The following is a 13,443-nucleotide window of genomic DNA, read 5'->3' on the forward strand; positions in this document are numbered from 1 at the left end:
GGGCAATCAGCTTGCCCGCCGGATTCAAAACGTTACCACTGATAGCTGACCAGCAGTTTGGCATTACGCCCATCCTGCGGAATGCCCTGTGGCGAGTAGTATTCTTTATCAAAGGCGTTGCCAAGCACCACCGTGGTGGTGACGCCTTGCAGGCGCTCACGGCCTTTAAAGCTGAGGTAGAAATCGTTGACGCCATAGCCGCCTTGCTCCGCCGTGCCGGTCTCCACACGGGAGGCGCGTTGTGCCAGCGTGGCAACCCAGCCGGTCGACAGGCCTGTTTCACCCAAGGGAACGTCCAGTGTGCTGGTCATGGTGTCCGGATTGATGCTGTTTAACCATTCACCGCTGCTTTCGTTCTTGCCGCGAGTCCGGTTGTACGCCAGGTCCCAACCAAAAATAGCGGTTTTGTAGCTCAACGTGGCGTCCCAGCCCCATATTTTTGCGCGATCGATATTGGTCGAGAAAGTGGTGCAACTGATGCAATAGGGACCACGAGGGCCACGGCCCAGCTCCATGGTGACATCCGTGGTGATGTAGTCCCTGGCTTTGGTATCGAAGTAACTGGCTTTGAATTGCAGGCTGTCATCAGCCAGCAACAGGTCGTCAAAACGCAGCCCGAAGCCGTATTCCTGGGTGGCATTGGTTTCCGGCTTCAGATTCGGGTTAGGCACCCAGTTGTTGGTAATGGTGGTGGGCCCCATGGGGATAGAGAAGTGCTTGGAGTCGTTGTACATCTCGCCCATGGTAGGCGCGCGGAAAGCCTGGGAATAAGAGCCGAACAGCATCAACCAGTCGGTTGGCGTAATGCTGACGGCACCGCGCGACGACCATTTGTCGGCGTCAACATCGGCATAGCCATCGCTGGAGCCCTTGTAGTTATCGTAACGCGTCCCGGCAAGCAGGGTGACTGGCAGGTCGCGCAGGGTAATTTCATCCTGCAACCAGCCCGAAGCAAAATTGATTTTCGCCTGTGGGAAGCTTTCGGTCGCACCACCCGGTGTCTGTTCTTGCTTGTAAGCTTCGCTGCCATAGGTAAACAGGTGAGAAGCGAAGGTATCGGCAAACAATCGGGTGCGGTTTTCCAATTTGGCACCACGGGTGGTCTGCTTGCGTGCTTCGTCTTCGCTACCGTTGGTGTGGGCGTTGATCTCTACTTCAGAGTAATAGACTTTGGCTTCGGCATCGAGCCAGTCCTGCCCCACAGGGTTCAGTTTGTAGCTGAGCTGGCCGTCGCGCTGGATGGTTGAGCGGTCAGTCATCAGGTTGCCACTGCTGCTGGCTGATTCCTGTGGGTTCTTCGGCTCCTGAGCTCGGTTATTGTAGTAACGCAGATCACCGCTCAACGATTGATTTTCATCGAGAGCCCAGGTGCCCTTGGCCAGCAGATTACTGATGGTTTCATCGTTGGGTGCATCAAAGCCGTTGCCCTGGCGCAGATTGCCGACGTTGCGGGTACCAAATGATAGCAGACCGTCGAGATTGTCTGTCCTGCCGTAGGCGCTGGCGCCCATACCCAGGCTGTGATCGCCGCTGCCGGCGGTGCCGTAAACCCGGTAGCCGCTATTATGGCCGGGTAACAGCAGATCGGCGGCATCCACGGTTTCATAGGCGATTACACCACCCAGTGCGCCACTGCCGTACAACAGGGCAGAAGGGCCGCGCACCACTTCAATGCGTTTCACCAGAGCCGGATCGAGGAAGGTAGCACCAAGGTGCCCGGTGTCGGTGCCCTGGCGGATGCCATCGACCAGCGTTAGCACGCCATTTTTACCGTAGCCACGCATGAAAACATCCTGTCCATTGCTGCGGCCGGTACCATTGACGGTAATGCCTGGCACACGGCGTAGCATATCGGCGGCGCTGGTGGCGGTTTGGCTTTCAGGCGTATGGCCCTCGATCACCGTAACCATCATCGGTGCTTCAAAGCTGCTGCGAGCGTTGCCGGTGGCGGCGACGGTCAGGGTTTCGTCGCTGGTTTTATCCTTTTTTACCGGCGTCGTCGTTGAAGAAACAGGGGTACTGCTGGTTTGTGCAAAAGTCACCGTCGGCAGAGCACAGGCAATCGCCAGACTCAATGCGGATAAACGCAGCCGGGTGGAATAGGTCAGAGGCATGTCGCAACTCTCCGTATGTTTTAAACATATCAATAGATTTGCTGGCTGCCTGGATCAAAAACGATCGGGGTGGCTGGCGTTGAGGGGGAAGGCGTTATTTGGTCAGGATCAATTTCCCGGCTTTGGTCTGCCGCAGCTGATAGCGCTGGCCCTGATGGATGATGATTGCCACGCCGTCGGCATCAAGCAGCTGCGCGCTGTCATAGCAAGGAGGCGAAACCAGGCCGCTTTCAGCGGGGTGAGCTGCTTGGGCAGGCGGGGTGCGGTTATAATTATCCATCGTCATGTGTTTATAAAACAGACCGTTAAATAGTAATTAATATCAAAGTGATAATCATTATCATGTGAACGAAAGGTTACATCAAGGAAAATTTTCTTACCGACGGAAGCTTTTTGCAGGAAGGTGATGTGAGACGGGCTGAGACGACTCAGCCCGTAAAAATCGGGGTTATTTCAGCAGGGTTTCGATGCGGTCAAACAGACGTTCGGGTTTGGTGATGGGCGCGTAGCGTTTCACCCGCTGGCCGTCGGCGGTCAGCAAGAACTTGGTGAAGTTCCATTTGATACGTTGACTGCCCAGCACGCCGGGTGCCAGACGTTTTAATTCGTTGAACAGGGGATGCGCGCCCGGGCCATTAACTTCAACCTTGCTGAACAGCGGGAAGCTGACACCATAGTTCAGCGTGCAAAAGTTGGCGATCTCCAGTGGATCGCCGGGTTCTTGTGCACCGAACTGATTGCAGGGGAAACCCAACACCATCAGGCCGCGATCGCGATAATACTGCCACAGATTTTCCAACCCGTGGTACTGAGGTGTAAACCCGCATTTGCTGGCGGTGTTGACCACCAGGTAAGCCCGGGCAGGGAAGTCGCCCAGGGTTTTGTGCTCCCCTTGCAGTGTGACGCAGGGGATAGATAACAGTGAGTGGATCATGCCTTGGCTCCAAATCCGTTCCATGGGGAACTGCGAGAATTGCTACCAGTATAGATGAGTGAGTGGCGGGCAGAAAAGCCGGGGCGGGCGCCCCGGCCATGGGATCAGAAGCGGGTGTCCACCGCATCGGCCAGCATCGCCAGCAGTTGTTCGCTGTCGGACCAGCTCAGGCAAGGATCGGTGATGGACTGACCATAGGTCAGCGGCTGACCGGCAACGATTTTCTGGGTGCCTTCCACCAGGAAACTTTCTGCCATTACACCGGCGACGGCGACGGAACCGGCGCGGATTTGCTGGCAGACATTTTCGGCTACTTCCAACTGGCGACGATGCAATTTCTGGCAGTTACCGTGGCTGAAGTCGATCACCAGCTGCTCCGGCAAATCGAATTCGCGCAGGCTGTCGCAGGCGGCGACCACATCGGTAGCGTGGTAGTTTGGCGTCTTGCCGCCACGCATGATGATATGGCCATAAGGGTTGCCGCTGGTCTGATAGATTGTCATCTGCCCGTGTTTGTCCGGTGACAGGAACATATGTCCGGCCCGTGCCGCACGGATGGCGTCAATCGCGATACGGGTGTTGCCGTCAGTGCCGTTCTTGAAGCCCACCGGGCAGGAAAGCGCGGAGGCCATTTCACGGTGGATCTGGCTTTCGGTAGTGCGTGCGCCAATCGCGCCCCAACTGATTAAGTCGGCAATGTACTGACCAACCACCATGTCGAGGAACTCGGTGGCAGTTGGCAGGCCGAGCTGGTTCACTTCCAGCAGCAGCCGACGCGCCATTTCGATGCCCCGATTGACCTGGAAGGTGCCATCCAGTGCCGGATCGGAGATCAGGCCTTTCCAGCCGACCACGGTGCGCGGTTTTTCAAAATAGGTGCGCATCACGATTTCCAGGCGATCCTGGTAACGAATGCGCAGCGCATTCAGACGGCCGGCATAGTCGACGGCGGCGTCCAGATCGTGGATAGAGCAAGGGCCGATCACCACCAGCAGGCGACGGTCTTCGCCGGTCAGGATCTTCTCAATTCGCTGCCGTGAGGCAGTCACGTTGTCCGCGATTTCCGCCGAGATTGGCAACTTCTCCGCCAGTTCTTGCGGCGTGACGAGGCTGTCGATGCGCGCGGTCCGCAGTTCATCTGTTTTGTGCATGATTTTCTCTAAAGACTTTTCTTCGCTGCGGCAGGAGTGCCGGGAAGTGATGGCGATCACAATAACGTAAAAACCGATGAATTCAACCGGAGAAACTGTGTTCTGTTGATCAAAACCGCTAAAAAAAGCACAAAAAACGTGGCCCGTGGGGAAATAAACAACAGATGGCAGGGCGCTTCTTTCCCGCCATCTTATCATCAGAACATACGGCGGCTCATGCCCAGAATATCCAGGATTTTGGTCGAGATCTCTTCCACCGAATAATTGGTGGTGTTCAGATAACGGATCTGGTTTTTACGAAACAGCGCCTCGACTTCTGCAAGCTCCATCCGGCACTGGCGAATTGAGGCATAACGGCTGTTTTCTCGACGTTCTTCGCGGATGGCGGCCAAGCGTTCCGGGTCGATGGTCAGGCCGAAAAGCTTGTGCTGAAACGGCTTCAGCGCCACGGGAAGGTGCAAATTGTCCATATCGTCGGCGGTAAACGGGTAGTTGGCTGCGCGGATACCGAACTGCATCGCCAGATACAGGCTGGTGGGGGTCTTGCCGCAGCGCGAAACGCCGAGCAAAATCACCTGCGCCTGATCGAGATTACGCAGCGAAATACCGTCATCATGCGCTAACGTGTAGTCAATGGCGGCGATACGGGCGTCATATTTGCCGAGGTTGCTGGCGGTCAATCCGTGGGTACGGTTAGGCACCGGGGTCGGTTCCACTTCCAGTTCACCCTGTAACGGGCCGACCAGCGCCTGCACGATATCCTGGCAGAAACCTTCGCTCTGGGTAATGACATTGCGCACTTCCGGCGAAATGATCGAGTAAAACACCAGCGGCCGCACGCCGGTCTCACGATAAATATCGTTAATTTGCTGACAAACCCCGCGGGCCCGCGCTTCGGTTTCCACAAAGGGCAGCGTAAAGGTGGTGGCCTTTACCGGAAATTGCGACAACACCGCGTGGCCCAAAACCTCGGCGGTGATCGCCGTACCGTCCGAAATATAAAAAACGCTTCTTTCCACCCTGGGCTCCTTACCTGAAACGGTGACGTCATTATCACGTTTGCCTGTCCTTATCATGGGCTGCAGATTTACCTGCGGTAAAGGGGCGGGCGAAAAAATTGTGATAATGCAGGCAGAGTCGATGATCAATTGCGGCGGTCAGAGTATAACCGACCGTCATGAAAATACCGGGCTAAAACGCTATTTTAATTTTTATGAAAAATGCGGATTTATTGCTAATGAGGAATTATTCGGCAGGGTGGTGATATTTTCACCAAAGACAGGATAAATTACAGGGTTTTTTAAAGCTGAAGTTTAAAAAATACTTAATTTGTTGAGATTTAAGCTATTAGTGCGAAAGGGAACGATTCCAGCTAGGTTTCCCGTTTCAGGAAGTTTTCCTAAAATCCACTTTCTTCGCCGGGTTGATCGATTCACCTTTCCATTTCTTATGGATCATTGTGCTAGTCTGATTCGGCACCGTTTTAGCGGCGCTGAGAAAGCAAGCGAATTAAATCCGTCTATACCCTACTGATAGCAATAAGGATTGTCTCGATGTCCAACAATGGCCCAGACTTGCGTAATGTGCTTTGGTACAACCAGCTCGGCATGCACGACGTTGACCGTGTCGGCGGCAAAAATGCCTCCCTCGGTGAAATGATCACCAATCTTTCCGATTTGGGCGTTGCCGTGCCAAACGGTTTTGCCACCACCGCGCAGGCGTTTAACGATTTCCTCGAGCAAAGCGGTGTTAACCAGCGCATCTATCAGTTACTGGATCAAACTGACGTTGACGACATTGCTCAATTGACCAAGGCTGGCGCGCAAATTCGCCAATGGGTCATCGACACGCCGTTCCATGCGGAATTCGAGCGTGAAATTAACCTGGCTTACCAGCAACTGGCCGATGGCGAGCCGGAAGCGTCATTCGCCGTGCGTTCGTCTGCCACCGCAGAAGACATGCCGGATGCTTCCTTTGCCGGTCAGCAGGAAACCTTCCTTAACGTGCAGGGTATCGACGCCGTTATGGTAGCGATCAAGCACGTGTTTGCCTCACTGTTTAACGACCGTGCCATCTCCTACCGCGTGCATCAGGGTTACGATCACCGCGGCGTGGCGTTGTCGGCCGGTGTGCAGCGTATGGTGCGTTCTGACCTCGCGTCTTCGGGTGTGATGTTCACCATCGATACCGAATCCGGTTTTGACCAGGTGGTGTTTATCACTTCCGCCTTCGGCTTGGGTGAAATGGTGGTGCAGGGCGCGGTCAACCCTGACGAGTTTTATGTGCATAAACCGACGCTGCTGAGAGGCAACCCGGCTATCGTACGTCGCAACCTGGGGTCGAAGAAAATCCGCATGGTGTATGCGCCATCGCAGGATCACGGCAAGCAGGTACAAATTGAAGATGTGCCAGAGCAGCAACGCAATCGTTTCTCTCTGACCGACGAAGAAGTGCAGGGGCTGGCACACCAGGCGATCCTGATCGAAAAACACTACGGTCGTCCGATGGACATCGAGTGGGCAAAAGACGGTCATACCGGCAAATTGCTGATCGTACAGGCCCGTCCGGAAACCGTGCGCTCTAACGAGCAAACCATGGAGCGCTATCAGCTTAACGCCACCAGCCCGGTGCTGGTGGAAGGGCGTGCCATCGGCCATCGCATTGGCGCAGGCCCGGTGAAGGTCATCCATAACATCAGCGAGATGGATCGTATTCAGCCGGGCGATGTGTTGGTGACTGACATGACCGACCCGGATTGGGAACCGATCATGAAGAAAGCCGCGGCGATCGTCACCAACCGTGGCGGCCGTACTTGCCACGCAGCGATCATCGCGCGTGAACTGGGTATTCCGGCGGTGGTGGGCTGCGGTAACGCGACCGATCTGCTGAAAGAAGGCCAGCAGGTCACCGTTTCTTGTGCAGAAGGTGATACCGGCTTCGTTTACAGCGATATCCTCGATTTTAACGTGCAGAGTTCCGAAGTAACCGAACTGCCGGATCTGCCGCTGAAAATCATGATGAACGTCGGTAACCCTGACCGTGCCTTCGATTTCGCGCGTTTGCCGAATGAAGGTGTGGGCCTGGCCCGTCTGGAATTTATCATCAACCGTATGATTGGCGTGCATCCGAAGGCGTTGCTGGAGTTTGATCAGCAGACCCCAGAGCTGCAAACGGAAATCAAGGCGTTGATGCAGGGCTATGACCATCCGGTCGAGTTCTATGTTGGCCGTCTGACAGAAGGGATCGCTACGCTCGGTGCGGCGTTCTGGCCGAAGCGGGTGATCGTGCGCCTGTCCGACTTCAAGTCCAATGAGTATGCCAACCTGGTCGGTGGCGAGAAGTATGAACCGCACGAAGAGAACCCAATGCTGGGCTTCCGTGGCGCCGGTCGCTATGTGTCTGACAACTTCCGTGACTGTTTCGCGATGGAATGTGACGCGGTAAAACGCGTACGTAACGAAATGGGTCTGACCAACGTCGAAATCATGGTGCCGTTTGTTCGCACGGTGGAACAGGCGGAAGCGGTGGTTGCCGAGTTGGCACGCCAGGGCCTGAAGCGCGGCGAGAACGGCCTGAAAGTGATCATGATGTGCGAGATCCCGTCCAATGCGTTGTTGGCGGATCAGTTCCTCGAACACTTTGATGGCTTCTCTATCGGCTCCAACGACATGACCCAGTTAACCCTGGGGCTGGATCGTGACTCGGGCGTGGTATCTGAGCTGTTTGATGAGCGTAACGAAGCGGTGAAAATTCTGCTGTCGATGGCGATTCAGGCGGCCAAGCGCCAGGGGAAATACGTCGGCATTTGCGGTCAGGGTCCGTCCGACCATGAAGACTTTGCCGAATGGCTGATGGATCAGGGCATAGACAGCCTGTCGCTCAACCCGGACACCGTAGTGCAAACCTGGGTTAATCTGTCGAAGAGAAAGTAATTCTCGGGTAACGAATTAACCACGGATCTTAAAGCCGTAACTCAGGTTACGGCTTTTTTATTTCTGAATGTAAATAGAATTGGCGCTGGGAATAATAATGGTCAAAAAAAGAATAAAAAAAAGCCCATCATAGAAGACGGGCAAAGACTACACACAGCAATTCACATGTATGGCATTACATTGTTTGGAAATCTTGCTTTAAATCAGGTATTTGAAGCAATAGATGGCAATAATACTAAATATTTAAGCGTCGCCAGTCATTAAGAATCGTCCTAATCAAGTTCTGTATTAGAATTTATTCTAAAGGGAACTCAATTTTATCTGTCTCTAAAAAGATGCATTTACTCAGTATGTTTAATTAATGTTCATAGGGGACGTCACAGCGGCGAGTTTGATAATCGTGGCGGGAGAATTCAAAAAACAAAATGGAGCAGGAGGTTCCTGCCCGGCAGCCCGGACAGGAACGGGGGATTACATCTGTTCCAGTTCTTTTGCGACGTCTTCCAGATCGGTGGTCGGCTCGGGGGCTTCGTTCATCCAGGCGGTGAGCAAACGATAAGACACCGCCAGGACCACCGGGCCGATAAACAAGCCAATCATGCCGAAGGCCAGCAGGCCACCGATAACGCCGGACAGGATCAGGATCATCGGCAGATCGGCGCCCATGCGGATCAGCACTGGCCGCAGCACGTTATCCAGCGTGGCCACCACGCAGCTCCAGACCAGCAACACGGTGCCCCAGGTGGTATCGCCACTCCAGTACAGCCAGATAATGGCCGGCACCAGCACCAGTAACGGCCCCAATTGCGCCACGCAGCAGATAAAGATCAGTACCGTTAGCAGGGTGGCGGCGGGAATGCCGGTTACGGCCAGGCCAATACCGCCCAGTACCGATTGCACCAGCGCGGTGACTACCACACCCAGCGCCACGGCGCGGATCGCCTGACCGCCGAGCACCACCGCCGCGTCGCCTCTTTCGGCACCCAGGCGGGTTGCAAAGTGACGAATGCCCAGAGCCACTTGCTCACCGCGTGCATACAGCAACACGCTAAATAACAGCATCAGCGTGCAATGCAACAGCAGGCGGCCAATATGTGCGGCCTGTGCTACAAACCAGGTGGCGGTCTGGCCGAAGTAAGGCTGTACCTTCGCCACCAGTGCGGTTCCGCCGGCGTTCACCAGCGTATGATAGCTGGTGTAGATCTTGTCGCCGATCATCGGGATCGATTGCAGCCAGGCCAGATCGGGAATATGCAGTTTGCCAGGCGTACTGGCCCAGGCAACGATTGGCGCGCTGTTGTCCACTACGCTGCTGACCAGAAGAGAGATTGGCAGGATGAACAGCAGGATCAGCAGCAACGTCATCACGATCACCGCCAGCGAACGCCGTCCCCACAGTATTCTTTGCAGTTTAATCAGCAGCGGCCAGGTGGCGATGACCACCATGCCGGCCCAGGCAAAGCCGAGTATAAAAGGTTGAACGACCCAAAAACAGGCGACGATCATAATGACGATAAACATCACGCCAAAAATGAGCCGTGGCAAATCATATCGGGATTTCGGGATTGTCATGAATGGGTTCTCATTCTGGTAAGTTAACTCCTTGGGGCCGTTTAATCATGGTGCATGTTGGTGAAAAACGACAGGGCGGCACACCTTTTGTTGCGGGCCAAACTGCGGCAGGGCAATTGCAATAATCTGCATGCCTTCACTAAACGAGTATGTTAGTTTTTATCCCTGATAAAAAACAGGGTGGGCCTGAATAAAGGCCTGATTCAGCGTTCATCAGCGCATAAAAATTAGACAGACAGGGTCAAAAATCGAATGATCCCACAAATTTCTCAGGCACCCGGCCTCGTTCAACGGGTGCTCGACTTTTTGGAAGCGTTAAAGCAAAACGGATTCAACGGTGATATCGCCACCAGCTACGCCGACCGGCTGACGATGGCCACCGACAACAGTATCTATCAGTTGCTGCCTGACGCGGTAGTGTTTCCCCGTTCCACCGCTGATGTGGCGCTGATAGCTCGCCTGGCAGCCGAAGAGCGTTTCACTGCGCTGACCTTCAGCCCGCGCGGCGGCGGTACCGGCACCAACGGTCAGTCGCTCAATACCGGTATCGTGGTGGATATGTCGCGCCACATGAACCGCATTCTTGAAATCAACGTCGAGCAGGGCTGGGTCAAGGTTGAGGCCGGGGTGATCAAGGACCAGCTAAACCAGTATCTGCGGCCGTTCGGTTATTTCTTCTCGCCGGAACTGTCCACCAGTAACCGCGCCACGCTTGGCGGTATGATCAACACCGACGCCTCCGGTCAGGGTTCGCTGGTGTACGGCAAAACCTCGGATCACGTGTTGGGCCTGCGGGCGGTGCTGCTGGGCGGCGATATGATTGACACCCGCGCCATGCCGACACCGCTGGCGGAAACGATTGCCTGCGAAGAGACCGTTGAAGGGCGTATCTATAACCAGGTGCTCAACAGTTGTCGCGATCAGCGCGGGTTGATCCTGGAAAAATTCCCCAAGCTTAATCGCTTCCTGACTGGTTACGATCTGCGCCATGTGTTCAGCGATGATATGCAAACCTTTGATCTGACGCGCATTTTGACCGGCGCCGAAGGGACGCTGGCGTTTATCACCGAAGCGCGGCTGGATATCACGCCGCTGCCGAAGGTGCGCCGACTGGTGAATGTCAAATACGACTCCTTTGATTCCGCCCTGCGCAACGCCCCCTTTATGGTGGAAGCCAAGGCACTGTCGGTCGAGACCATTGACTCCAAGGTATTGAACCTGGCGCGTGAAGACATCGTCTGGCATTCGGTCAATGAACTGATCACCAACGTGCCGGATAAAGAGATGCTGGGTTTGAACATCGTCGAGTTTGCCGGCGATGACAAGGAGCTGATCGACCAACAGATGGAGAGTCTGTGCCTGCGGCTGGATGAGTTGATCTCCGGGCAACAGGGCGGGGTGATCGGCTATCAGATCTGTGGCGATCTGGTCGGCATCGAAAGAATTTATAACATGCGTAAAAAAGCGGTCGGGTTATTGGGTAACGCCAAAGGGCGTGCCAAACCGATCCCGTTTGCTGAAGATACCTGCGTGCCGCCGCAGCATCTGGCCGATTACATTGTCGAGTTCCGCCAACTGCTGGACAGTCATAACCTCAGCTACGGTATGTTTGGCCATGTGGATGCCGGCGTCTTGCACGTGCGTCCGGCGCTCGACATGTGCGATCCCCAACAGGAAGTGCTGATGAAGCAGCTTTCTGACCAGGTGGTGGCGCTGACCGCCAAGTATGGCGGCTTGCTGTGGGGGGAACATGGCAAAGGGTTCCGCGCCGAATACAGCCCGGAGTTCTTCGGTGAGCAACTGTACCAGGAACTGCGCCGTATCAAGGCGGTGTTCGATCCGAACAACCGGCTCAACCCCGGTAAAATCTGCCCGCCGTTAGGCGTCGATGCGCCGATGATGAAAGTGGACGCCGCCAAACGCGGTACGCTCGATCGTCGGATCCCGGTCGAAGTGCGCACCTCGTTCCGCGGAGCCATGGAATGTAACGGCAACGGCTTGTGCTTCAATTTTGATGTGCGCAGCCCAATGTGCCCGTCGATGAAGATCACCGGCAACCGCATTCACTCGCCAAAAGGCCGGGCGGCGCTGGTGCGTGAATGGCTGCGCCTGCTGTCCGAGCAGGGCGTCGATCCGCTGGTGCTGGAAAAGCAATTGCCGCAGCAGCGCCTCAGCTTCCGTACCCTGATCGAGAAAACCCGCAATAGCTGGTATGCCGGTAAAGGCGAATATGATTTCTCGCACGAGGTGAAAGAGGCGATGTCCGGCTGCCTGGCCTGTAAAGCCTGCTCCACCCAGTGTCCGATTAAAATTGACGTGCCGGGCTTCCGTTCACGTTTCCTGCAGCTTTACCACACCCGCTATCTGCGGCCGGCGCGTGACTATATGGTCGCCGGCGTGGAGAGTTACACCCCGCTGATGGCGAAAGCGCCGAAGGTGTTCAACTTCTTCTTCCGCCAGCCCTGGGTACGTGAGCTGAGCCGCAGCAGTATCGGCATGGTCGATTTGCCGATGCTCTCCAGCCCGACGTTGCGCCAACAGCTTTCCGGCCACGGTGCGTTAACCATGACGCTGGAACAGCTGGAAGCGTTGAGCTCGGAACAGCGTGAACAACATGTGTTGATCGTGCAGGATCCCTTTACCAGCTATTACGATGCCAAAGTGGTGGCGGACTTTGTACGGCTGGTGGAAAAGTTAGGTTACCGCCCGGTGCTGCTGCCGTTCTCACCCAACGGCAAGGCGCAGCATATCAAAGGCTTCCTGACGCGTTTTGCCCGTACTGCGCGCAAGACCGCCGATTTTCTCAACCGGGTGGCCAAGCTCGGCATGCCGCTGGTGGGGGTCGATCCCGCCCTGGTGCTGTGTTACCGCGATGAATATAACGAGATCCTCGGGGAAACTCGTGGCGACTTCCAGGTGCAGTTGGTGCACGAATGGTTGCAGCAACTGCTGGCCGAGCGTGCGGAACAGCCGGCGACCGGTGAAGCCTGGTACCTGTTTGGCCACTGTACCGAAACCACGGCGTTACCGACCAGTGGCCAACATTGGACGTCGATCTTTGCACGCTTTGGCGCCAGGCTGGAAAATGTCAGCGTCGGTTGCTGCGGCATGGCGGGGACTTACGGCCATGAAGTGAAGAACCTGCAGAATTCGCTCGGCATTTATGAGCTATCATGGCACCAGGCGCTGCAACGTTTGCCGCGGCAACGTTGCCTGGCAACCGGCTATTCCTGCCGCAGCCAGGTCAAACGCATTGAGGGTAACGGTGTACGACACCCATTACAGGCACTTCTGGAGATGATTGAGTGAAACTGTGGAAAAGAGAAACAACGCTGGAACAATTAAACCAGGCCGGTGAAGGCTGCATGGTCAGCCATGTCGGGATCCGCTTTACCCGGCTGGAAGAAGATTACCTCGAGGCGACCATGCCGGTCGACCAGCGCACCCGGCAGCCGTTTGGCCTGCTGCACGGCGGGGCATCGGTTGTGCTGGCGGAGTCGATGGGATCGATGGCCGGTTACCTGTGCTGTGAAGGCGAGCAGAAAGTGGTGGGGTTGGAAATCAACGCCAACCATTTGCGAGCCGCATTTGAAGGCGAAGTCCGCGGCGTGTGTCGTGCGCTGCATATTGGCCGCCGTCATCAGGTTTGGCAGATCGAAATCTTCGATTCGCGCGATCGTCTGTGCTGCACCTCACGCCTGACTACCGCCGTCATCGATTAAGCGTTTTACCCCGCAGGC

Annotated in this window: 9 protein-coding genes and 1 other RNA gene; 3 read left to right on the forward strand and 7 right to left on the reverse strand. The window is 55.5% G+C overall.

Annotation, left to right across the window (positions count from 1 at the left end; translation table 11 throughout):
- Nucleotides 1-32 precede the first annotated feature (32 nt).
- The 5 genes from NHG65_RS11505 to ppsR all read right to left on the reverse strand — a co-directional run bounded on the left by NHG65_RS11505 (nucleotide 33) and on the right by ppsR (nucleotide 5,218).
- Complete coding sequence (locus NHG65_RS11505) at nucleotides 33-2,114, reverse strand: TonB-dependent hemoglobin/transferrin/lactoferrin family receptor (RefSeq protein ID WP_283603108.1); 2,082 nt, start codon at nucleotides 2,112-2,114, stop codon at nucleotides 33-35.
- A gap of 94 nt (nucleotides 2,115-2,208) precedes the next feature.
- A complete protein-coding gene (hemP, locus tag NHG65_RS11510; RefSeq protein WP_369804786.1) occupies nucleotides 2,209-2,400 on the reverse strand; it encodes a hemin uptake protein HemP in 192 nt (63 codons plus the stop codon).
- 162 nt (nucleotides 2,401-2,562) lie between these two features.
- Nucleotides 2,563-3,048, reverse strand: a complete 486-nt coding sequence (locus NHG65_RS11515; protein WP_099065557.1) for a glutathione peroxidase — start codon at nucleotides 3,046-3,048, stop codon at nucleotides 2,563-2,565.
- Between the two features lie 104 nt (nucleotides 3,049-3,152).
- A complete protein-coding gene (locus NHG65_RS11520; RefSeq protein ID WP_135316322.1) occupies nucleotides 3,153-4,199 on the reverse strand; it encodes a 3-deoxy-7-phosphoheptulonate synthase in 1,047 nt (348 codons plus the stop codon).
- A 197-nt stretch (nucleotides 4,200-4,396) separates the two neighbouring features.
- A complete protein-coding gene (ppsR, locus tag NHG65_RS11525; RefSeq protein ID WP_085116558.1) occupies nucleotides 4,397-5,218 on the reverse strand; it encodes a posphoenolpyruvate synthetase regulatory kinase/phosphorylase PpsR in 822 nt (273 codons plus the stop codon).
- Between the two features lie 534 nt (nucleotides 5,219-5,752).
- On the opposite strand from ppsR, the gene ppsA reads away from it, so the two are divergent.
- Nucleotides 5,753-8,131, forward strand: a complete 2,379-nt coding sequence (ppsA, locus tag NHG65_RS11530; protein ID WP_099065558.1) for a phosphoenolpyruvate synthase — start codon at nucleotides 5,753-5,755, stop codon at nucleotides 8,129-8,131.
- Nucleotides 8,132-8,243: 112 nt separating this feature from the next.
- On the opposite strand, the gene rprA is transcribed toward ppsA, so the two are convergent.
- Together rprA and ydiK are read right to left on the reverse strand one after the other, a co-directional pair.
- An RNA gene (gene rprA, locus NHG65_RS11535) (antisense sRNA RprA) lies at nucleotides 8,244-8,354 on the reverse strand.
- Nucleotides 8,355-8,602: 248 nt separating this feature from the next.
- Complete coding sequence (gene ydiK, locus NHG65_RS11540; protein ID WP_099065631.1) at nucleotides 8,603-9,703, reverse strand: AI-2E family transporter YdiK; 1,101 nt, start codon at nucleotides 9,701-9,703, stop codon at nucleotides 8,603-8,605.
- Nucleotides 9,704-9,955: 252 nt separating this feature from the next.
- Between ydiK and ydiJ the strand changes: the two genes are divergently transcribed.
- Together ydiJ and menI are read left to right on the forward strand one after the other, a co-directional pair.
- The gene (gene ydiJ, locus NHG65_RS11545) at nucleotides 9,956-13,012 is read left to right on the forward strand and encodes a D-2-hydroxyglutarate dehydrogenase YdiJ (RefSeq protein WP_099065632.1); all 3,057 of its coding nucleotides are present in this window, start codon (nucleotides 9,956-9,958) and stop codon (nucleotides 13,010-13,012) included.
- Entirely contained in the window at nucleotides 13,009-13,425 is a 417-nt protein-coding gene (menI, locus tag NHG65_RS11550) for a 1,4-dihydroxy-2-naphthoyl-CoA hydrolase (protein ID WP_085116562.1), read from the forward strand. The genes ydiJ and menI overlap by 4 nt, the downstream gene beginning before the upstream one ends.
- Nucleotides 13,426-13,443: the final 18 nt, after the last annotated feature.

This window comes from Serratia myotis (genome assembly GCF_027474885.1).
In the GTDB taxonomy this organism is placed as follows: domain Bacteria; phylum Pseudomonadota; class Gammaproteobacteria; order Enterobacterales; family Enterobacteriaceae; genus Serratia; species Serratia proteamaculans.